The following is a 20839-nucleotide window of genomic DNA, read 5'->3' as shown; positions in this document are numbered from 1 at the left end:
TTCGGGTAATAAAACTACAAATATGGATTTTATTGCCGTAAAGTCTCTTAAATTGACACCAAAAAATGTAAAATAACTACAATCTTTACCCACCGTCTCTATCATGCAGAGGTCCCTATGCCGAGCTCAACACCTGCTACGTTAAATCCCACCGTTGCTGAGGTTACCCAGCGCATCCGTGAGCGTTCTGCTGAGCGTCGCGCCCTCTATGAGCGGCGCATGGCGGATCAGCACAAACGTGGCGTGCACCGTGCTGAGCTAAGCTGCGGTAATCTAGCCCACGGCTTCGCCGCCTGTAACCCGCGTGACAAGGGCGAACTGAAGCTGATGAACAGCGCCAACCTGGGCATTATTTCGTCCTACAACGATATGCTCTCGGCGCACCAGCCGCTGGAAACCTTTCCCGAGACGATTAAAGATGCGGCCCGGAAAATGGGCTCCACCGCCCAGTTTGCCGGTGGCGTTCCCGCCATGTGTGACGGTGTGACGCAAGGCCAGCCGGGCATGGAGCTATCGCTGTTTTCCCGGGATGTGATCGCCATGGCCACGGCGGTGGGCCTTTCCCACAATATGTTTGATGCCGCGCTCTATCTGGGTGTGTGCGACAAGATCGTTCCGGGGCTGTTTATTGGCGCGGCACGCTTTGGTCACCTGCCCGCCACGTTCGTACCGGCGGGCCCCATGCCCAGCGGCCTGCCCAATAAAGAGAAGGCGCGTATCCGCCAACTCTACGCGGAAGGCAAGGTTGGCCGCGCTGAGCTGCTGGAAGCCGAGTCAGACTCCTACCACAGCCCCGGCACCTGCACTTTCTACGGTACCGCCAACTCCAATCAGCTGATGATGGAGATGATGGGGCTGCACCTGCCCGGCACCTCTTTTGTGAACCCTGGCACCGAGATGCGCGAAGCGCTGACCCGTTACGCTACCGAGCAGACGATTCGCAACACAGAGCCCGGCGGCGACTACCGTCCGTTCTATAAGCAGATCGATGAGCGCGCGATTGTTAACGCCGTGGTAGGCCTGCTGGCCTCCGGCGGCTCGACCAACCATACGCTCCACCTGATCGCCATGGCCGCCGCTGCCGGTATTACCCTGAACTGGGACGACTTCACCGCGCTTTCTGCGGTCACCCCCAGCCTGATGCAGGTCTACCCCAACGGCCAAGCGGATATTAACCACTTCCAAGCAGCGGGCGGCATGAGCTACCTGTTCCGTGAGCTACTGGGCGCGGGCTTGATTCACGGCGATATACCCACGGTTTTCGGCACCGACCTGACCGCCTACACCCAGGAGCCGTTCCTGGAGGATGGCAAAATCGTTTGGCACGAAGGCCCCGAAAATAGCCTGGATGAAGATGTCCTGCGCCCGGTCGCTACACCCTTTGCACCGACGGGTGGCTTAACCGTTATGAAAGGCAACCTGGGCCGCGGTGTAATCAAAGTCTCCGCGGTGAAGGAAGAGCATCGCATCGTAGAAGCGCCGGTCAAGATCTTCGAAGATCAAAACGAAATGAAAGCCTCCTTCGAGTCCGGCGACTTGGATCGTGACGTGATCGTAGTGGTTCGCTTCCAGGGCCCCAAAGCCAACGGCATGCCCGAGTTGCATAAACTCACTCCCTTCCTGGGCGTGCTGCAGGATCGTGGTTACAAGGTGGCACTGGTCACTGATGGCCGCATGTCGGGTGCGTCAGGCAAGGTGCCTGCCTCCATTCATATGAGTCCCGAGGCCTTGGACGGCGGCCCTCTCGCCAAACTGCGCGATGGCGATATTGTCCGTCTGGATGCCAACGCAGGTACGCTGGAAGCCAAGGTTGACCCCGCCACCTGGGCCGCACGGGATTTAGTGGTTGCCAACCTGGATCACTACCATACAGGCCTGGGACGTGAGCTATTTGGCGGCTTCCGCCATCTGGCCATGCGGGGTGAAGAAGGTGCAGGTGTGTTTGGTGGGTTTGAAGCCGACGACCTTGCCCGTCAGCAGGGGCAGATCTCAGAAGAGGATGCCTGATGCGACCGGCTTTAATCGGCGATATCGGGGGCACCAACGCACGCCTGGCGTTGGTGTCGCCCGGTGAAATCACCCCCCGCGATATTTTGAACCTACCCTGCGCCGACTACCCCGGTGTTGTAGAAGCGGTTCAAGACTACTTGAGCCGTGTAGGCGCCATCGGTGACAACGCGCCTCAAGAGGCTTGCTTGGCTTTCGCCTGCCCCGTTCATAATGAGCGGGTCAAAATGACCAATAACCACTGGGACTTTTTAAAGAGCGACGTTCAACAGGCGCTGAATCTTTCGCTGTTTAAGGTCATCAATGACTTTACCGCCCAGGCGCTGGGTGTTCCCCATGTGGCGGCCACTGATTTGGTTGAGGTTCAGCCGGGACAAATCCAGGCCCACTCCACTCGCTTAATTATCGGCCCAGGCACTGGCCTAGGCGTTGCCGGGGTATTTCCTGGGCAACACGCATGGATTCCGCTGCCCACCGAAGGCGGTCACGTCACCTTTGCCCCCACGGATAGCACCGAGGTGGCGTTGTTGGATGTATTTCTGCAACGTCATAAGCGGGTGAGCGTAGAGCGCATTTTGTGCGGCCAGGGCTTACTGGAGCTTTACCAGGCGCACTGTAGCCTTGAGGGCGTTGAGCCACGCCTTACCACTCCCGCAGAGGTGACCACAGCGGCCAACGAGGGCGATAGCCTTGCAGCGGCAGCCCTGCTGCGCTTTCTCAAAATTCTTGGCGATGTGTGCGGCGACGCCACGTTAACCATGGGCGCAAGGGGCGGGGTTTATCTATGCGGCGGTATTCTCCCCCGCCTGCTGGAGTGGCTGCCGAAAAGCGAACTGCGCGCCGCCTTTGTCAATAAAGGCCGCATGGGCGCTTATAACGCTGATATCCCCGTATGGGTGGTGACCGCGCCCTGGACGGGGCTGCTAGGCGCCGCCGAAGCGCTGCATAACGAAGAAGTTTTCTAACAACATCAATACGGAACCTGCTATGCCCGCCGCCACCTTTGATGTGCCGTTTGCTCTCGGCATGATGCGTTTGCACGAAACGCCTGCCATGCACGACCCTAAGCAGTTGGCCGTTTGGATCGAAGCGCGCCTGGAACAGGGCCTAAACTGGTTTGACCATGCCGATATCTACGGTAGCAACCAAGGTGAAACGCTGTTTGGCGCCGCGCTAAAAACACGTCCAGCCCTGGCTCAGCGGGTTAATATCGTCACTAAAGCGAGCATCGCTAACGACAACCCAGCCCCCAGCTCCGGTATGGTAAAGCACTACAACGCTAGCCCCGCTTATCTCAGTAGCGCTATCGACGCATCACTTGCGCGTTTAAACGTCGAATGCCTCGATCACTTTTTGATTCATCGCCCCGATCTACTGATGGACGCGGAAGCTACTGGCCGTGCACTGGACGATGCCATTGAAGCAGGCAAAATTGGCGCTGCAGGCATTTCCAACCACCTGCCCAGCCAGTGGCGGCGCTTGCAAGGCGCCATGCATCACCGCTTATCCGCCAACCAGATTGAGCTCTCGATTGCTCACACAGCCCCGCTATTTGACGGTAGCTTTGACGATCTATGTGCCGATGGCCACATTCCCATGGCGTGGTCACCTCTGGCAAGCGGGCAATTGATGCAAGGCGCCGTTAGCGACTGTTTGGATAAGTGGGCAACCAAGCTTGAGTGCGCTCCCAGCGCTTTAGCGCTGGCATGGCTGCGCAGCCTGCCCAACTCGCCGGTACCGGTGATTGGCAGCGTTAAACCTGAGCGCATCAGCGATATGCTTAATGGCCCTGCAACGCTACCCCGGGAAGCGTGGTACGAACTGCTTGAAGCCGCACGCGGCCACTGCGTGGCATAAAACTGTCCAGTGCAACACTGTCAGGTAAAAAACTGCCCGGTGCAAAACTGCTTGTTTTAAAACAAATACATTAATCACAATAAGGAGCCACAAATGACACCCGTTATTGCCTTTGGGGAAGCGCTGGTCGATATGCTCTCCAGTCGTTTGGGAGCCGCTACTGATACCCATGAAACCTTTACCCCCTACGCCGGTGGCGCCCCCGCGAACGTGGCGGTCGCCTGCGCCCGCTTGGGTGTACCTAGCCAGTTTCTGGGTATGGTGGGTGACGATACTTTTGGGCATTTTTTGCTGCGTGAACTTAAAAGTCATGGCGTCGACACCAGCGGCGTTATGCTCACAAAACAGTCACGCACGGCGCTGGCGTTCGTTTCCCGGGATGACGTTGGCGAACGCACCTTTGATTTTTATCGCCCACCCGCCGCTGATCTGCTCTATCGCCTTGAGCATCTACCTCATGGCGTCTTCGAGAATCCTGCCATTCTGCACTTGTGCAGTAACAGCCTGACTGACCCTGAGATCGCCGACGTTACCCTGGCGATGGCCACCATGGCCAAGCGCGCAGGTTGCCTGGTCAGCGTAGACGCCAACCTGCGCCATAACCTGTGGCCCGGCGGTGAAGCGGATGCCAGCTTAGTCACACAGCTGCTGGACGGCGCCGAGCTACTCAAGCTCTCCCAGGAAGAGCTCGACTATTTGCGCGCCGATCACCCTGCAGAATCATGGCTTTCAGAACGCTTGGCGGCAGGGGTTAAGGTTATCTTGATTACCGATGGCCCCAACGACGTTGTACTTAAAGGCGTCGGTATCGACCAGCGCATTTCGCCACCTAAAGTGGAGGCAGTCGATACCACCGCTGGCGGCGACGCTTTTATTGGCGGGCTACTGGCCGAGCTTTCAGCCCACGGTATCAACGAAAACTGGCAGAACGATGCCGATTTTCTTCATCGGGCAGTAGATACCGCCTGTCGCTGCGGCGCCCATGCGGTTACTCGCCCAGGCGCTTACGCCTCACTCCCCACCCATGCGGATATTGAAGCGCTGCGTGCAGGTTGATATATCAGATAAAGTGACTAGGGCCTATTGAAAGCCCTTAATCTAAAACGCCACCTATGCGGGTGGCGTTTGCTAGCGGCTGGTTAATTATCCAGTCTAAATGTTGTGGCAAATTCAGGTGCTAGAGCACGGTATAGTCGCTTATAACGCTCGAAATTATGGCTATGCCGATAATTTTCCAGGTTCGGCTCAAACACCCTTTCAATTCGCGGCGGCTGACAGACCGCTTCGGGATTTTCCTGGGTGACCGCCAAGCGCGCTAGACGCGCGGCGCCAAAGGCAGGGCCCGACTCACTCTCTTCACAACGCGCAATTGGTCGCTCTAAAATATCCGCCAGAAGCTGTAGCCAATAATCACTACGGCTGCCCCCGCCAATCACAGTTAATCGCGCTATCGGCGTACCGGCCTGCTCGATGACATCTCGCGCTTCCCGCAACGAAAAGCCCACCCCTTCCAGCACCGCCTGAGTCACTTCACCGACGCCACTGGAAGGGTGTAAGCCAAACAGTACGCCACGAGCATCGGGGTCGTTATGCGGGGTTCGCTCGCCATTTAAATACGGCAAAAACAGTAGCGACGACGCACTCACCTTTTGCTTCTCAGCGGCAGCCAGGGCCTCGTCAATTGAGACACCCATCAACTTCGCTGCCCAGGCAAGTACGCTTGCCCCATTGAGCATGGCCGCCATTTGAAACCACCTTTCCGGAAGCGCATGCGCAAAGGCGTGTAACGCATGCTCAGGTGCAGGGCGATAGCCAGAGGTGGCGATAAACAGCTGACTCGACGTTCCCAGGGTAAAGAAGGCATCCCCTTCGTTAATGGCCCCCAACCCTATCGCCCCTGCTGCTACATCTCCCGCACCGGCAGCAATTGGAACCTGGTTTTCAATACCCCACCGAGCTGCGATATCCGAATTGAGCGTGGCCAAAGCAGTACTGCCCTCCGCCAAGTGCGGTAACTGGTGCTCTGCGATCCCACACGCGGCCAAAATCTCCGGGCTCCACACACGCCTGGCTTGATCAAGCAGTTGGGTGCCCGCGGCATCACACATGTCGGTGATACGCTCACCACTCATCCGCCAACGCACGTAATCCTTCGGCAACAGGAAGTGATGGGCATTTGCTAGCGTTTCCGGCTCGTGGGCTTTTAACCACAACAGTTTGGCTGCCCAAAAGGCGGGCATGGGCTCAACACTGGTAATGGTGGCCACGTCCAACTCAGGCAAGCGCTCTTTAAGCTGCTGACACTGCTGGCTGGCTCGGCTGTCGTTCCACAAAATAGCCGGGCGAATAACCTCGCCGTGTTGATTCTGAACCACTAGCCCATGCATTTGGCCGGATAGACCTATCCCGGCTACTTTTGCCATTGCAGCGTCAGCCTGCCGCCTTAATTGCGCGACCACCTCCTCAACGGCTTGCCACCAAAGCTCAGGGGCTTGTTCCGCCCATCCAGCATGGGGGTGGGTAACGCTGTAAGCCGAACTTGCGGTGGCAAGACACAGCTGATGGGTATCGACCAGCACGCCTTTTACCGCCGAAGTGCCAATATCCAAGCCTAAATAAGTCTGCGTACTCATGGAGCCTTCCGCCTTGTGGTTAGGCTGCCCGAGAGGAGGCGTGCCAGGCAATTCGCTCGCCACTCGCGGCATCAAACAGATGGTTTTTATTCACGTTGATGGCCAAGTGGATGGTATCGCCGGGCTTAACCTGATGGCGCTCACGAAACACAATGGTGATATGTTGATCGCCTAACTTGGCGACCACGTGAATCTCAGCGCCTGTGGGTTCCACCGTGATCACCTCTACCGGAACGCCTTGATCTGCCAGCGTCATATCCTCAGGGCGAATACCGTAGACCGCGTCGCCCGCCGAGTTGGAGATATCAATATCCCCCAACGGCAATTGGCCACCGCCCTGCACCTGGAACTGCCCATCGTCGCCCACTTGGCCATGAATCAAGTTCATACCAGGCGAGCCGATAAAACTGGCCACGAATAAGTTGGCAGGATGGTCGTAAAGCTCCAGCGGTGTACCCATTTGTTGAACGTAGCCTTGGTGCAGTACCACAATTCGGTCAGCCATGGTCATGGCTTCAATCTGGTCGTGGGTAACATACACGGTGGTGGTTTTAAGCCGCTGATGTAGCTCTTTAATTTCCGTGCGCATGGAAACACGCAGCTTGGCATCCAGGTTGGAAAGCGGTTCATCAAACAGGAACACCTGCGGGTCGCGCACAATCGCTCGGCCCATCGCCACGCGCTGACGCTGGCCACCGGAAAGTTCACGGGGAAAACGTTTTAGCAGCGGCTCTAAATTGAGAATCTCAGCGGCAGCATTCACCTTCGCGTTAATTTCATTTTTAGCTACTTTGGAGAGTTTGAGGGAGAAGCCCATATTGTCAGCCACCGTCATGTGCGGATAGAGCGCGTAGCTCTGAAACACCATGGCGATATCGCGCGCTTTGGGTGACATATCGTTCACCACCGTCCCGCCGATCTTCACATTGCCGTCGCTGATCGACTCAAGCCCGGCAATCATGCGCAGCAACGTGGACTTACCGCAGCCGGAAGGCCCCACCAGAATGACAAACTCACCATCGTTAATTTCGATATCCACACCGTGGATCACCCGTTCTTCCCCAAAGCGTTTCTGCACATTTTCCAGCGTAATGTTAGCCATCGTTGTTATATCCTTCTTTGGTCTAATAAGAGCAGTAAAACGGCTAAAAGTATCGGCATCCAATGTTTAGCGTTAGACATTAGTCCAAAGAATTATCTATTTAAACTTAAATACTCAACGTTTAAAAGGATCATTACCGCCTCAACCCTTAGCCCCATTAAAAACATAACCTCATGTTTTTAATAATTTTTAGATTCATTTCCAGCTATTCTATTGCCGATCAAAACACACTAGCGTTACTTATTCACGGCTCATCCTGTAGTTATTAATTACGCTAGGTGACACGATTCTGCAAATCCTTTATGTTGGTCGTCAGTTAGCTTGGAGTTCAAACCAATACAGTGCCTGGAATAAATTCCTCACCAATAATCATAGTGGGATCTAGCGATTCAACCTTGCAGCGGCGATGCTTACTTTCGAGAGAAAGGGCATAACAATAAAGAGCCTTAGGAGATTGACACATGACAACAATACGCATGCTCACCGCCACCGGATTAGGCTTGGCCATAGCCACGGCCAGCGCTACAGCAATGGCGGAAGACGTTACGATACGCTGGGCGCTTCACCCGGGTGAAGAAGCTGACGCTGTTATCGACTACTTCGCCCCCGAATATGAGCGCCAAACCGGCGTTAAAGTGATTGGCGAGATACTGCCGCCCGACCAGTTACGTGACCGTATGTCGATTGAAGCCATTGGCGGCACCGGGCGTTGGGATATGGGCTATCACAGCCCTGGCTGGTTTGGCAGTTTCAAAGACCATGTGGTCGATTTAACGCCCTACATCGAAAAATATGATTTTGATATCGATGCTTATCCAGAGCGAATTCGCGAATCGCATATGGAGAGCAGCGCTCGCCCTGGTGAAATTATCGCCCTGCCCACCACCCCCGCAGCGCCCATGTTAATTGTCCGCGAAGATTTCTTCTCACACCCGGACGAGCAGGCAGCCTTCGAGGAAGAGTACGGACGCAAGCTTGAAGTCCCGCGCACCTGGCAAGAGCTTTACGAAGTGGGGGAATTTTTCACGCGTGAAGCGGGTGAAACGGTGGCCGGTGAGACCCTGGAAGAGGATCTATACGGGTGGACCGACGCCTTAGGTGCGGGCAGCGGCGTGGCACGTAGTTTTATCGTCATGCTCTACTCCACGGGCCTTGAAGGCTGGGACGAAAACTATCAACCCGACCTTGATCACCCCATCTTAGTCGAGGCCGCCAACCTGTTTGTCGATCTTGCCAATGACGTGGCGCCCCGCGCTGCCCGTAACTGGGATTTTCTTGAAGGGCTAAGCTACTTCCGCGATGGCCGTTTAGCCATGGCCACCATGTGGCCCCAAGGGCTTTCCACTGTTGAAGATCCTCAAGGCGAAGCCGCCGGTAACGTGGGCTATCAACCGCTACCCGCCTTTGAAGGTAACCTGCAGGATTACCCCCAAGGCGTGCCCTTCTTAGGCGGCGGCGGGGTCTTCGTTATGGATACTGAAAATTCCGAAGAAGCGTTTAAGTTTCTGAAATGGATGCTGCAGGATAACGAAATCGAGTGGGGTAAACGTACCAAGCAGTTTTCCCGCACGGCTCACTTCAACAGCGAAGAACTGCGCAGCCTAGAGCCTCATTATGCTGACTTCTTGCCCGCCTACGAGCAGACCCTTGAACACGTATTCGTTCGTCAGGGCATTCCTGAATACGGCACTGTTATGTGGCAGGGCACCGTTGACTTCGCCACCGAAGTACTCAGCGGCGACCTAACCCCAGAGCAAGCTCAGGATCGCTGGGTAGACAATATGACCCGTACCTTCCAACGCGCAGGCTACCTCGAACGCTAGGCGTCCTCGTACCCTAACCTCTTTGGCGGTGGCGGCTTGGCCTACCCCGGCTAAGCCGCCGCTGCTTTTGAATCGATGCTTTAACGAGGTTTGCGCTATGCAAAACAATCTCCTTAATCGCTACACCCGGGGCTGGTATTTTGTATTGCCCGGCTTAATCGTCATGTTGCTGATTGTGGCGTTTCCCCTTGGCATCGCCGCACGCTTCAGTCTACACGACGTATTTCTTTATGATTTCAGCAACCAATGGTTTGTCGGGCTTGAAAACTACACGCGCGCCTGGACAGACCCCCTATTTATTAACTCCGTCAAGGTGACACTACTCTTTACCCTCGCCAATACTCTCGGTTGCTTAATCGTCGGCTTACTGGTTGCCTTTTTATTAAGCGGCAAGCGCATTCGCTTTAAAGCTGGTTGGATGGCGTTATTTCTGCTGCCCTTTGTAATGACCCCGGTAATTGTCGGGATCACCTGGCGGCTATTTATGTGGGAACCGGACTTTGGGGTGATTAATCAACTGTTAGGCTTTTTCGGAATTACCGGCCCCTACTGGCTAACCGATAGCTCAACTGCCCTGTTTGCCACCGCGCTCACCAATGCCTGGCACTTAACCCCCATGGCGATATTGGTGCTCTACGCAGCGCTTACCACAATTCCCGACGATATGTATGAAGCCGCTAAGGTCGACGGTGCCGGTGCGTTCCAGACCCTATGGTACGTGGTGCTACCGATGATTCGGGCACACATTCTGTTCGTCTCCATCATCATCATGACCAGTGCATTCCGCGAATTTGACATGGTCTACACCATGACCGGCGGTGGCCCCGGCCGCTCGACAACCGTAATGAGTATCTTGGCTTATAACCGCGGTATCGCCAACCAGGATATGGGCATGGCCAACACTATCGCCTTTACCATGTTTATGATTATGGCGGTTGTCGCCTGGCTATATATTAAAGTCTACAAGGTAAATAAGGAGGCCAGCGCATGAATGATCGTAACAAAGCCAACGCAAAACTCGCTGGTCAGTATTTCGGATTAACCATTTGGCTGATTATCTCGCTGCTGCCACCGGTTATTCTGCTCGCGGCGGCCTTTAATGAAACCGCCATGTTCCGCTCTCCGCTAGCGCTACTAACGTTAAGCGACTTTACCCTTAACAACTTTAGCGTTGCCTTTAACGCTGGCGATTTTTGGTTCTATTTCCGCAACAGCGTGATTATCGCCGTGGCATCGGTGATTATTTCTGTGGCGGTATGCGTACCCATGGCGTACGGGCTTAACAAACTACGCCCTAAAATACGCGGTGCACTATCATTTGCGATACTGGCCATGCGCTTTTTACCCCACGTAGTGCTGGCTTTGCCGCTGTTTCTGATTTTTGTCGACCTGGGGTTATCTGGCTCACGCACCGGGCTGCTGTTTGCCCATTTGGCGATTCATATACCCTTCGCCGTATGGATGATGGTGGGCTTTTTTGAAAACGTGCCCAAGGAGATGGAAGAAGCTGCCATCGTTGATGGCTGCGGCCCCTGGAAGCTTTTCTGGAGCATTTCACTCCCTGTCGTTCGCCCAGGCCTAAACGCACTGGCGATTCTGATTTTTATCATGTCCTGGAACGAATATCTGTTTGCGCTGTTCCTGGCAGGCAGCGACGCCCAGCCACTCACGGTTGGGATTACTCGCTTTATGGGCGGCGTTGAAGCCGGTGCCCAGTACGGGGTGATTGCCGCTTATGCCAGCTTGATTGTGCTGCCCGTGATTATCTTTGCGCTGCTCGCCAACCGCTATATCGTTACAGGTATGACCGCAGGTGCCGTTAAGGGATAACGTTTCAGCCACGACTTACTAACCACGATTTGCCCACATCTGTTGCCAACAGATGTGGGCTTTTTTTGCTCGGATTAATCGCCATCGTTAGCCTAAAGGCGACCACAGCCCGCCTTGTCTAAATGTCAGACATTTACTAGACTAGCTCTCATTGAACACATAATAAGAGACAACCGATGACGCTGGACGCTCTACCGCCCCATCAAGGTGGCGCTGAACAATTAGCGCGTTTACTCGCCCAGGCACTACTGGCAGGCCATTGGCAACCAGGGGATGTTTTCCCCCGCGAGCTGGATATTGGTGCTCATTTTAACGTTAGCCGTAATCAGGTACGCAATGCATTGACCAGCCTCACCGCGGCAGGGCTCTTAGAGCGCACCGCAGGGCGCGGCACGCTGGTGCGCGAGATGGGCGACTGGCACCTGCTAGACCCACTTATGAGTGAATGGATGACCGGCTTGATCAACCTTGACCCGCAGTTGGTAAAGGCCATTTACGCTTTTCGTTTTTCTGCTGAGCCCGTGGTGGCAGGACTGGCAGCACAGGCAGCACAGGCTGAAGACATTGAACGCCTTGAGAGCGCCTTTACAGGCATGGAAAAAACGGCCAGCAGCGTGGAAGCTCGTGCCGAGCATGCCGAGTACGACGTCGCGTTTCACGATGCCACTTACCGGGCCAGCCACAATTTAGTCTGGCGGCAAATGGGGCATCTGCTGCGCCCCTCCATTATGGCGCTGATACACCGCTCGCAAGATCGCACGGACACCCTAGACGACAGCCTTACACGTCACCGTCAGGTACTTGACGCTATCCGTAGCCGCAATGCCAACGCCGCAGAAAGCGCCGCGAGAGAAGTACTGCGCCGCACGGCTATCGACCTTGGCATCGTCAGTTAAAAATTCAATCAATACTTCTATTCAGAAGGATAATCGAACATGAAAATTACCAAACTCAAGACCTGGCAAGTTCCCCCACGCTGGCTGTTTCTCAAGATCGAAACCGACGAAGGCTGCTACGGTTGGGGAGAACCCGTGATTGAAGGTCGCGCGGCGACCGTTGAGGCCGCCGTGCATGAGCTCTCCGACTACCTGATTGGCCAGGATCCACACCGCATCGAGCACCTATGGAACACGATGTACCGCGCCGGATTTTATCGCGGTGGGCCTATTTTAATGAGCGCGATCGCCGGGATTGACCAGGCGCTGTGGGATCTTAAAGGTCGCGACCTGGGTGTGCCCGTTCACCAACTGTTAGGCGGTGCCGTGCGCGATAAAATGCGCATGTATGCCTGGACCGGCGGCGACCGCCCCAGCGATGTGGGCGCAGGTGCCAAAGCATTGGTCGAAAAAGGCTTTACGGCCTTCAAAATGAACGGCACCCCCGAGATGCAAATCGTCGATTCTCACCGCAAGGTCGATGAAGCCGTCGCTCGTGTTGCGGAAGCCCGCGATGCGGTGGGCCCTGATGTGGGCATTGGCATCGACTTTCATGGCCGCGTGCACCGCCCGATGGCTAAAGCGCTGCTGCGCGAGCTGGAGCCCTTCCACCCCATGTTTGTGGAAGAGCCGGTTGCTCCCGAGCACCTGCCCTGCCTGAAAGATATTGCCGGTGGCTTGGGCTACCCGCTGGCCACCGGCGAGCGGCTGCACACTCGCTTCCAGTTCCGCGATCTGCTGGCCGACGGCATGATCGATATTATCCAGCCGGATATTTCCCACTGCGGCGGCATCAGCGAAGGCCTCAAGATCGCGGCTCTGGCTTCCGCCTACGATGTCGCCCTGGCTCCCCACTGCCCGCTCGGCCCGTTAACCCTGGCCGCTTCGCTACAGCTGGACGCCGTCAGCCACAACGCCTTTATTCAAGAGCAGAGCATGGGTATTCACTACAACCAAGGTAACGATGTACTCGACTACCTGGTCGACAAGTCAGCCCTGGCCATTGAAGACGGCTTCTGCGCCATTCCCCAAGGCCCCGGGCTTGGCGTTGAAATTAACGAAGAGTTCGTTGAAGAACGCGCCAAAGTGGGCCACCGCTGGCGCAACCCGGTGTGGAACCACGAAGACGGCTCTATTGCGGAGTGGTAAGCCATGCAATCAACGATGAGGCTTACCCAATGAGCACGACGACTGCAACGTTAGAGCAACAGCTGGCGTGGATTGCCGTGGACTGGGGCTCCAGCAACCTGCGCGCCTGGGGTCTGAATGAGCATGACCAGGTGATTACCCAAGCCACTAGCGACAAGGGTATGCTGTCGCTCAAAGCCGATGAGTATGAAGCCGAACTGCTGCGGCTAGTGGGCGACTGGCTGCCCACCACCGGCCAGACTGATGTGTTGGTGTGCGGTATGGCGGGGGCGCGCCAAGGCTGGCTGGAAGCCGCCTATTTGCCGGTGCCTACCCGGCTTGACCAACTTAGCCAAGGCGCAGTCACACCAACGCTTTCAGGCGATCAGCTACGTGTTTATCTACTGCCCGGTTTAAGCCAAACCCGCAGCACGGCGACCCACTTTGATGTAATGCGTGGCGAGGAGACACAGTTAGCAGGCCTCGTCGCTGACTCACCTGACTTTACGGGTCTCGCCTGCCTGCCCGGCACCCACGCCAAATGGGCCACTCTTAAAGCGGGCGCGGTGAGTGGGTTTTCGACCTACTTAACCGGCGAGCTCTACCAGCTATTGGCCAACAAATCAGTTTTGCGCCACTCAATCGGCAGTGACAAACTTCAAGACCCCGTTTGCCGTGAAACGTTTATTGCGGCCGTTAGCGAGATCTACGCGGCGCCCGAAACCTTTAGTAGTCGCTTGTTCGGCCTACGCGCCCAGGATTTACTCGATGGTCGACTACCTACTGGCGACACGCGTGGCGCCGTACTGGCGGCCAGGCTCTCAGGACTTGCCATTGGCCTTGAACTTGCCGGCGCCTGCCGTGAATGTCCTACAGATAAGCCGATCATGCTGATTGGCAACCAAACCCTAAGCCAGCGCTATACGCTGGCGCTCAATACAATCGGCCATCAGGCGCAGCATATGGATGGTGACGCCGCGGTACTCGCTGGCCTTCGGCTTGCCCATCAATCGCTTAAGGCGGCTAACTGTTAATGGAGAGAGTGACTATGACGTTGCCCTTAATTGGTATTTTGCGCGGCGTGGCGCCCGACGAAGTGGTTGATATTGCTAAAGCGGTGCTGGACGCGGGCATTACCCAGATTGAAGTACCGCTTAATTCACCCAATCCGCTGGAAAGCATTCACCGCTTAGTGGAAGCCTTTGGCGAGCGCGCCCTGATAGGGGCTGGCACGGTACTCTCCCCTGCTCAGGTGCGCGAAGTTCACGCCGCCGGGGGGCGGTTAATCGTTTCGCCTAACTGCCGTACAGCGGTGATTGAAGAGACGCATAGACTCGGTATGGCGAGCTGGCCGGGGATTGTGACACCCTCTGAAGCCTTCGATGCACTCGATGCAGGTGCCACCGGACTTAAACTCTTCCCCGCGGTGCAGGTAGGATTAGAGGGCATGCAGGCAGTGCGCTCAGTACTGCCCACAGGCACCCTTTTGTATGCTGTTGGCGGCGTTGGGGTCGATAACTTCGCCGCTTGGCGCGCAGCAGGTGTCGATGGTGCAGGATTGGGCAGCGCGCTATATAAACCCGGCCAAAGCGCTTACCAAGTTGGGCAACAGGCTCAAGCCCTCGTCGAGGCTTGGTTAGCAGGAGAACAATAAGGAGAACTAACAACAATGAACACAGGTATGCATGTTTCAACGTGGCAAGCAGAGTTAGCGGTTGATTGCCGCTGTACCCTGGGTGAAGGCCCACAGTGGGACGCTAAAAATCAACGCCTCTATTGGTGCGACATTCTAGAAAAGCAGTTGCACTGGCTCTCCCCCGCCAGCGGTGAGAGCGACCACTTTCAATTTGATCATCGAGTGTCACTGGCAGCGCCCCTTGATGAGGGCGGCCTGCTGTTAGTCGGCGAAGACCGCTTAAGCCGCTTCGACCCCAGTAGCAGCAGTATCGAAAAGCTGTGTGATTTCGAAGCCGATAACCCCATTACCCGCAGCAATGACGCCCGCATTGACCGCCACGGCAGCCTGTGGCTCTCCAGCATGGGTAAAAGCGCGGAAAGAAACGCTGGAAGCCTTTACCGCCTCCATCGCGGTGAGCTATCGCGGCTGCGTACAGGGCTGACGATTCCCAATGCTATCTGCTTTGCTGAAAATGGCGAGTTTGCCTGGTTTACCGATACGGTGACAGGCGTGGTGATGCGCTGGGCGCTGGATAGCGACGGCTGGCCGCAAGGCGAGCCCCAGCCCTGGGCGAATTTTTTCTCTAGTCTGGGCAACCCCGATGGTGCAGTCATGGATAGCGAAGGCTGCCTATGGCTAGCGCTGTGGGGAGCTGGGCAGGTGGTGCGTTTGGATCACGATGGTCAAATTATTGGCCGGGTTGAACTGCCCGTCAGCCAACCCTCCTGCCCTGCTTTTGCAGGCCCTGATCTAAAAACACTCTATATCACCACAGCGCAAGAGGGGTTTAGTGCAGAGCAGCTAGCCCAAGAGCCCACCGCGGGCTCACTTTATATGGTCGAAACCGGTATCAAGGGGCTAGCCGAACCGCCGTTGCGTCTCGCATAAATTTCCCCAAACCTCTCATGAACCTCCCAGCAAAAGGCCCCGCTAGCGGATACTAGCGGGGCCTCTTTCTATTACACTGTTACGGCTTCACCGATTAGCTACAAGGTGGGCGAATCAGCCAGCAAAGCTTATGTACATCACGATGACTAACACGACCAGGACGATACCGGCGGGTACTGCGCCTTTCCAGGGGGTTAGATCCACGTCGCCGCTGTGCTCCTGAATCCAATCGGTTTCACGCGGGCGCAGCTTGCCAATAATCAACATCACGACGACCAACAGCACAAATACCATCGCCACAAAGTGGAACTCGTGCATGACCTGCGGCAACAGGGTAAACGGTGGCACAAAGTAACCGGCGGCAATCAACAAGCAGCCGCCCACCAGGGCAATTTTGGCCGCCATGGGTGGAACACGTTTGGTTAGCAGCCCGACCAGCACCACGGCCAGAATCGGAATAAAGTAGATCGCGTTCATCTTCTGCAGGTAACCAAACAGGCTCTCCTGGCCGGCCAGCAGCGGAGCAATAATCATGGTAAGGATGGCCATGATCCAGCCGAACACCTTACCCGATTTAACCACCTGCTCTTCCGTCGCTTCTTTATTAAGCACACCTTTATAGATGCCCAGGCTGAAAATCGTGGTGGTACTGTTAAGCGCAGAGTTAAACGACGACAGAATCGCACCGACCATCACCGCGGCAAAAAACCCGGTGAGATACGGCGGCAGTACGTTAAACACCAAATGGCCGTAGGCTTCATCGGCACGCACGCCCTGATCAGCATAGAGGTGATAAGCAATAATGCCGGGCAGCACCAGATAGAGTGGCCCCAGTAGTTTAAACAGACCGGTCAGCAGCACGCCCTTCTGACCTTCAGCCAGGTTTTTGGCCGCAAAGGTACGCTGAATAATCTGCTGGTTGGTAGTCCAGTAGAACAGGTTAATCAGGAAAACGCCGGTAAACAGAGTAAAGAACGGTACCTGCTGATCAGCGCCGCCAATCGAATTAAGCTTATCCGGGTCGCTCTCTTTGAGGATGCTCCAGCCTTCCATAATGCCGCTGCCGTCACTCACGGCCTGCAGTCCGAAATAGACGATCACAAAACCGCCGATCAATAGCCCGACGCCGTTAAGCGTATCCGAAACCGCAACCGTGCGTAGCCCACCAAACAGTGCATACACCGCGCCGATGATACCGACGATCCACACCGTTAACCAAAGCAGCGTCGCCGGAGACTCGATACCTGTAAGCCCCTGAAGATCGAGCATCCCCTGCAGGCCTATAGCACCGGAATAGAGAATAATCGGCAGCAGAACCACTGCATAAGCAATTAGGAAAATGATATTGGTGATTAGCTGGGTCGTCTTATCGAAACGAATTTCGAGCAGCTGCGGTAGCGTGGCAATACCACTTTTCAAAAACCGCGGCAGGAAGAAGAGCGCCAACGCCACCAGTGCGACAACCGCTACCACTTCCCAGGCCATCACGCTTAAACCATCAGCAAAAGCAGCCCCGTTCAGCCCTACCATTTGTTCGGTAGAGAGATTGGTCATTAACAGAGAGCCAGCGATCAGCGGAAAGGTTAGCGTACGCCCAGCCAAAAAGTAGCCGCTGGTGCTTGAGTGGTCATCTCGGCGGGTGATTTGCCAAGTGATAAAGGCGACAAGCCCTGTAAAAAACAGGAAGGACGCCAAGGTCAACGCGTGCATTTTGACTCACCTCATGATCATTATAAGTGGCACGCACGTTACTGTATGCGCGTAGAGCGAAATGTCAGACAAATCGTGACGCCATTTTAGTTGAGCTGAATATAGCCCGTTATACGTCTTTGGTCTTAAACGGGCGGCCAACATAGCTAAAAGATTAAATTTTGACCTAAAAAAACCTAGCTATGTTTAAAAACATAGCTAGGGATAGCTCTTCTTACCTAGTGGGTGCAGCCAGCGGCGGTTTATTTAGTGATGAAAACGCTCCGCTGCTTGGCGGGCCAGTTCACGAATACCGTCCCAATCTTCGGCTTCCACCATCGCTTTGGGCGTCAACCAGGAACCGCCGACGCACATCACATTGGGCAATGAAAGATAGTCATCGGCGTTATCCACGGTAATACCACCGGTGGGGCAGAAGCGCGCCTCAGGGATCGGCGCGCCAAACGCTTTGATGGCTTTGGCGCCACCGCTGGATTCCGCCGGGAAGAACTTAAACCGACGGTATCCGTACTGCCAGCCTGTCATCAGTTCTGAAATGGTCGACACCCCTGGCAGCATCGGCACCGGGCTTTCGACACCGTAGCGATAAAGCGCATCCGTCGCGCCTGGCGTGACAACGAAATCAGCGCCTACCTGCTCGGCTTGGCGATATTGTGCGGGTGTTAACACGGTACCCACCCCAATACTGGCACCCGGCAGCGCTTCTTTCATGCGCTTGATGGCATCCAGGGCACAATCGGTGCGCAGGGTAATTTCCAGCACGGTTAAGCCACCTTCCACCAGGGCACGCCCTAACGGTACCGCGTCTTCCAAACGCTCGATGGTGATGACCGGAATCACTTCGGCTTTTAAGCAGATGCTATCCAGCTCTGCGGTGCGGGTAGAGGGTAGCTGTTTGTCGATAGTCATTAGTGAGTCTCCAAGCAAATTCTTATTGGCTAAGGCGGCTAGCACTCAAGGCGCCCAATAAATCGCCAATGGGCAGGTTAAAAAGGCACGAATAGGTAATTGACGAACATCGTCGCCGTTTAATGCCTTGGCCAATACGGCGCGTTTATCGTCGCCGGTAATATGCAGAATATGCCGACGTGCCTGATGCAGGCGGTCGGCCGAAAAGGTAATCCGTGGCTGTGGCTGGCTAGGCGTTCTTACCGCCACTAACGGCTCTTCCGTAGCGAGCGCCAGGGTCAATTCAGGGCTGTCGGGAAACAGTGACGCGGTATGGCCGTCACCGCCCATACCTAAAATCACTACGCTGGCAGGCCACGTTAATGATTCCGTTTGCTTGGCGACTTCATCTACGCCCTCTTCGGGGGTAGTCGCCCTGGAAGTTAACGGTATAAAAGTGGCCGCCGCTGCTTCACTCTGCAGCAGATGCTCCCGCACCAGCTTGGCGTTGCTATCACTGCTCTGTTCGTCCACCCAGCGCTCGTCCGCAAGGGTCACGTCTACGCGCTCCCAGGGTAGCGATTTGCCCGCCAGCGCTTTAAAAAACGGCACCGGTGTTGAGCCCCCTGAAACCACGAGCAGGACGCGCTCCTGGCGGCTTAAGTCGTCATACAGCGCCTGAAAAACGGCTTCGGCAAGCTGTTCGGCCAACTGTTGGCGTGCTTGGCTCATATCAATAATCCTCGTACCAGCTGCGGCCATCCTGGGTAATCATGGCAATAGAGGCGACCGGGCCCCAAGAGCCTGCCGGGTAGCGGCGCGGTGGCGTGTCACGTTTTTTCCAACCGTCAATAAGTTGGTCGCACCAGCGCCAGGCGTGTTCAATTTCATCGCGGCGGACAAACAGGTACTGCTGGCCTTTCATGACTTCAAGCAGCAGTCGTTCATAGGCATCGGGTATCCGCGATTTGGGAAATGCACTGTTAAAGTCCAAATGCAGCGGGCCGGGACGCAGGCGCATGCCTTTATCCAAACCGCTATCTTTGGTCAATACTTGCAGGGCAATACCCTCTTCCGGCTGCAGTCGAATAATCAGCTTATTCGAGGCGATGCCGCGCTGATCCGGATCGAAGATGTAGTGCGGCTGCTGACGGAAGTGAATGACGATCTGCGAGAGCTTCTCCGGCATCCGTTTACCGGTGCGTAAGTAGAACGGCACGCCCGCCCAACGCCAGTTAGCTACTTCGGTTTTCATGGCCACAAAGGTTTCGGTCTGGCTTTGGGTGTTGGCACCCTCTTCTTCTAAATAGCCAGGCACCGACTGGCCGTCACTAGTACCGGCGATATATTGGCCACGCACCACATCACGGCCCAGTGCTTCGCCCACAAACGGCTTGAGCGCTTTAAGTACCTTCACCTTCTCATCGCGAATGGCATCGGCATCCAGATTGGAGGGCGGATCCATGGCGATTAAGCACAGCAACTGCAGCAAGTGGTTTTGCACCATATCGCGCAGTTGACCTGCTTGGTCGAAATACCCCCAGCGCCCTTCGATGCCGACTTTTTCGGCAACGGTAATCTCCACGTGGGAGATATTGTTCTGGTTCCACTGGGTGCCAAATAGCGGGTTGGCAAAACGTAGCGCAATCAGGTTTTGGACAGTCTCTTTGCCCAAATAGTGGTCGATACGGTAAATCCGCGATTCAGGGAACACTTGACCGATGGCGTCGTTAATTTCAATGGATGAGTGCAGGTCGTAGCCGATGGGTTTTTCAACCACCACGCGGGACTCATCATCCAGACTTTTACTGGCCTGCAGGTGACGGCAGATATCGCCATAAATGGGCGCACCAACGGAGAGATAGACCACCATGGGGCGCGGTGAGCCTTTACGCCACTGACGAATAGCGTCGTACCCTTCAACGCTGGAAAAATCGAGCTTTAAGTAGTCCAGGCGGGCAAGAAAACGTTCGAGGCTCTGCTTATCCTGCTCGTTACTTTTTAGCCGTTTTTGCAGCGCGTCGTTAACCATTTTGCGAAATGACGCTGCGTCGTGCTCATGGCGAGCCAGCCCCATAATGCGGGTGCTTTCAGGCATCAAGCCTTCGCGATCAAGATGGTATAAGGCAGGAAATAACTTGCGCATGGCAAGATCACCCAGCGCCCCAAACAGCGCTAAATCAATAGCGTGATTCGGATCGCCCAGCGGTGCACCTTGGGAAGCAGTGGACTGGCTCATCGTCGCTCCTATTTATAATTAGGCATCTAATGTAGTTAGATTACCTAAAATCTACCGTAAAGGGGGCATTATACGCAATATTTCGTGTAATTTTACTACAAAATAACCACACCTGCTGCGT

The 20839-nt window shown here is 55.4% G+C and carries 18 protein-coding genes; 12 read left to right on the top strand and 6 right to left on the bottom strand.

Going from position 1 to position 20839, the window contains the following annotated elements; all coding sequences use genetic code 11:
- Positions 1 to 117 precede the first annotated feature (117 nt).
- From edd to QT231_RS10210, 4 genes are all read left to right on the top strand, one after another.
- Positions 118 to 2007 carry a phosphogluconate dehydratase gene (edd, locus tag QT231_RS10225; protein ID WP_308336792.1) on the top strand — a complete coding sequence of 630 codons (1890 nt, stop codon included), beginning with the start codon at positions 118 to 120 and terminating at the stop codon, positions 2005 to 2007.
- Positions 2007 to 2972 carry a glucokinase gene (gene glk / locus QT231_RS10220; protein ID WP_308336791.1) on the top strand — a complete coding sequence of 322 codons (966 nt, stop codon included), beginning with the start codon at positions 2007 to 2009 and terminating at the stop codon, positions 2970 to 2972. Before edd ends, glk begins: the two co-directional genes overlap by 1 nt.
- A 22-nt stretch (positions 2973 to 2994) precedes the next feature.
- Positions 2995 to 3864: an aldo/keto reductase gene (locus tag QT231_RS10215; RefSeq protein WP_308336790.1), complete on the top strand. Its 870-nt coding sequence runs from the start codon at positions 2995 to 2997 to the stop codon at positions 3862 to 3864.
- 93 nt (positions 3865 to 3957) lie between these two features.
- The gene (locus QT231_RS10210; RefSeq protein ID WP_308336789.1) at positions 3958 to 4920 is read left to right on the top strand and encodes a carbohydrate kinase; all 963 of its coding nucleotides are present in this window, start codon (positions 3958 to 3960) and stop codon (positions 4918 to 4920) included.
- Between the two features lie 83 nt (positions 4921 to 5003).
- Here QT231_RS10210 and xylB read toward each other — a convergent pair whose 3' ends face one another.
- The gene (xylB, locus tag QT231_RS10205) at positions 5004 to 6497 is read right to left on the bottom strand and encodes a xylulokinase (RefSeq protein WP_308336788.1); all 1494 of its coding nucleotides are present in this window, start codon (positions 6495 to 6497) and stop codon (positions 5004 to 5006) included.
- A 19-nt stretch (positions 6498 to 6516) separates the two neighbouring features.
- Positions 6517 to 7599 (bottom strand): sn-glycerol-3-phosphate ABC transporter ATP-binding protein UgpC, encoded by a 1083-nt coding sequence (locus tag QT231_RS10200; RefSeq protein ID WP_308336787.1) that lies wholly within the window; start codon positions 7597 to 7599, stop codon positions 6517 to 6519.
- A 461-nt stretch (positions 7600 to 8060) separates the two neighbouring features.
- On the opposite strand from QT231_RS10200, the gene QT231_RS10195 reads away from it, so the two are divergent.
- The 8 genes from QT231_RS10195 (at position 8061) to QT231_RS10160 (ending at position 15881) form a co-directional block, all read left to right on the top strand.
- The gene (locus QT231_RS10195; RefSeq protein WP_308336786.1) at positions 8061 to 9422 is read left to right on the top strand and encodes an extracellular solute-binding protein; all 1362 of its coding nucleotides are present in this window, start codon (positions 8061 to 8063) and stop codon (positions 9420 to 9422) included.
- Between the two features lie 97 nt (positions 9423 to 9519).
- Complete coding sequence (locus tag QT231_RS10190) at positions 9520 to 10413, top strand: carbohydrate ABC transporter permease (RefSeq protein ID WP_064233306.1); 894 nt, start codon at positions 9520 to 9522, stop codon at positions 10411 to 10413.
- The gene (locus tag QT231_RS10185; RefSeq protein ID WP_308323579.1) at positions 10410 to 11252 is read left to right on the top strand and encodes a carbohydrate ABC transporter permease; all 843 of its coding nucleotides are present in this window, start codon (positions 10410 to 10412) and stop codon (positions 11250 to 11252) included. The genes QT231_RS10190 and QT231_RS10185 overlap by 4 nt, the downstream gene beginning before the upstream one ends.
- A 176-nt stretch (positions 11253 to 11428) precedes the next feature.
- Positions 11429 to 12148, top strand: a complete 720-nt coding sequence (locus QT231_RS10180; protein ID WP_308336785.1) for an FCD domain-containing protein — start codon at positions 11429 to 11431, stop codon at positions 12146 to 12148.
- Positions 12149 to 12187: 39 nt separating this feature from the next.
- Positions 12188 to 13336: a galactonate dehydratase gene (gene dgoD, locus QT231_RS10175; protein ID WP_064233303.1), complete on the top strand. Its 1149-nt coding sequence runs from the start codon at positions 12188 to 12190 to the stop codon at positions 13334 to 13336.
- 29 nt (positions 13337 to 13365) lie between these two features.
- Entirely contained in the window at positions 13366 to 14349 is a 984-nt protein-coding gene (locus tag QT231_RS10170; RefSeq protein ID WP_308336784.1) for a 2-dehydro-3-deoxygalactonokinase, read from the top strand.
- Between the two features lie 14 nt (positions 14350 to 14363).
- Positions 14364 to 14969 (top strand): 2-dehydro-3-deoxy-6-phosphogalactonate aldolase, encoded by a 606-nt coding sequence (locus QT231_RS10165; RefSeq protein WP_308336783.1) that lies wholly within the window; start codon positions 14364 to 14366, stop codon positions 14967 to 14969.
- Positions 14970 to 14984: 15 nt separating this feature from the next.
- Positions 14985 to 15881, top strand: coding sequence for an SMP-30/gluconolactonase/LRE family protein (locus QT231_RS10160; RefSeq protein ID WP_308336782.1), 897 nt, complete (start codon positions 14985 to 14987; stop codon positions 15879 to 15881).
- Positions 15882 to 15995: 114 nt separating this feature from the next.
- Here QT231_RS10160 and QT231_RS10155 read toward each other — a convergent pair whose 3' ends face one another.
- The 4 genes from QT231_RS10155 to zwf form a co-directional block, all read right to left on the bottom strand.
- Complete coding sequence (locus tag QT231_RS10155) at positions 15996 to 17591, bottom strand: solute:sodium symporter family transporter (protein ID WP_308336781.1); 1596 nt, start codon at positions 17589 to 17591, stop codon at positions 15996 to 15998.
- Between the two features lie 246 nt (positions 17592 to 17837).
- The gene (locus QT231_RS10150; RefSeq protein ID WP_308323586.1) at positions 17838 to 18500 is read right to left on the bottom strand and encodes a bifunctional 4-hydroxy-2-oxoglutarate aldolase/2-dehydro-3-deoxy-phosphogluconate aldolase; all 663 of its coding nucleotides are present in this window, start codon (positions 18498 to 18500) and stop codon (positions 17838 to 17840) included.
- A gap of 45 nt (positions 18501 to 18545) precedes the next feature.
- Positions 18546 to 19211, bottom strand: coding sequence for a 6-phosphogluconolactonase (pgl, locus tag QT231_RS10145; protein ID WP_308336780.1), 666 nt, complete (start codon positions 19209 to 19211; stop codon positions 18546 to 18548).
- 1 nt (position 19212) lies between these two features.
- Positions 19213 to 20718: a glucose-6-phosphate dehydrogenase gene (gene zwf / locus QT231_RS10140; RefSeq protein WP_308336778.1), complete on the bottom strand. Its 1506-nt coding sequence runs from the start codon at positions 20716 to 20718 to the stop codon at positions 19213 to 19215.
- Between the last annotated feature and the right edge of the window lie 121 nt (positions 20719 to 20839).

Source organism: Halomonas sp. SpR1, assembly GCF_031010175.1.
GTDB lineage: Bacteria > Pseudomonadota > Gammaproteobacteria > Pseudomonadales > Halomonadaceae > Vreelandella.
Note: the sequence above shows the minus strand (reverse complement) of the source record. Positions and strands in the feature narration are given on the sequence as shown.

What these genes read in the sequence shown, in the direction of transcription:
- zwf (WP_308336778.1), bottom strand. Translation starts at nt 20,718, where the DNA reads ATGAGCCAGTCCACTGCTTCCCAAGGTGCACCGCTGGGCGATCCGAAT.
- QT231_RS10150 (WP_308323586.1), bottom strand. Translation starts at nt 18,500, where the DNA reads ATGACTATCGACAAACAGCTACCCTCTACCCGCACCGCAGAGCTGGAT.
- QT231_RS10170 (WP_308336784.1), top strand. Translation starts at nt 13,366, where the DNA reads ATGAGCACGACGACTGCAACGTTAGAGCAACAGCTGGCGTGGATTGCC.
- QT231_RS10160 (WP_308336782.1), top strand. Translation starts at nt 14,985, where the DNA reads ATGAACACAGGTATGCATGTTTCAACGTGGCAAGCAGAGTTAGCGGTT.
- dgoD (WP_064233303.1), top strand. Translation starts at nt 12,188, where the DNA reads ATGAAAATTACCAAACTCAAGACCTGGCAAGTTCCCCCACGCTGGCTG.
- QT231_RS10165 (WP_308336783.1), top strand. Translation starts at nt 14,364, where the DNA reads ATGACGTTGCCCTTAATTGGTATTTTGCGCGGCGTGGCGCCCGACGAA.
- xylB (WP_308336788.1), bottom strand. Translation starts at nt 6,497, where the DNA reads ATGAGTACGCAGACTTATTTAGGCTTGGATATTGGCACTTCGGCGGTA.
- QT231_RS10215 (WP_308336790.1), top strand. Translation starts at nt 2,995, where the DNA reads ATGCCCGCCGCCACCTTTGATGTGCCGTTTGCTCTCGGCATGATGCGT.
- QT231_RS10190 (WP_064233306.1), top strand. Translation starts at nt 9,520, where the DNA reads ATGCAAAACAATCTCCTTAATCGCTACACCCGGGGCTGGTATTTTGTA.
- QT231_RS10180 (WP_308336785.1), top strand. Translation starts at nt 11,429, where the DNA reads ATGACGCTGGACGCTCTACCGCCCCATCAAGGTGGCGCTGAACAATTA.
- QT231_RS10200 (WP_308336787.1), bottom strand. Translation starts at nt 7,599, where the DNA reads ATGGCTAACATTACGCTGGAAAATGTGCAGAAACGCTTTGGGGAAGAA.
- QT231_RS10185 (WP_308323579.1), top strand. Translation starts at nt 10,410, where the DNA reads ATGAATGATCGTAACAAAGCCAACGCAAAACTCGCTGGTCAGTATTTC.
- edd (WP_308336792.1), top strand. Translation starts at nt 118, where the DNA reads ATGCCGAGCTCAACACCTGCTACGTTAAATCCCACCGTTGCTGAGGTT.
- QT231_RS10210 (WP_308336789.1), top strand. Translation starts at nt 3,958, where the DNA reads ATGACACCCGTTATTGCCTTTGGGGAAGCGCTGGTCGATATGCTCTCC.
- QT231_RS10195 (WP_308336786.1), top strand. Translation starts at nt 8,061, where the DNA reads ATGACAACAATACGCATGCTCACCGCCACCGGATTAGGCTTGGCCATA.
- pgl (WP_308336780.1), bottom strand. Translation starts at nt 19,211, where the DNA reads ATGAGCCAAGCACGCCAACAGTTGGCCGAACAGCTTGCCGAAGCCGTT.
- QT231_RS10155 (WP_308336781.1), bottom strand. Translation starts at nt 17,591, where the DNA reads ATGCACGCGTTGACCTTGGCGTCCTTCCTGTTTTTTACAGGGCTTGTC.
- glk (WP_308336791.1), top strand. Translation starts at nt 2,007, where the DNA reads ATGCGACCGGCTTTAATCGGCGATATCGGGGGCACCAACGCACGCCTG.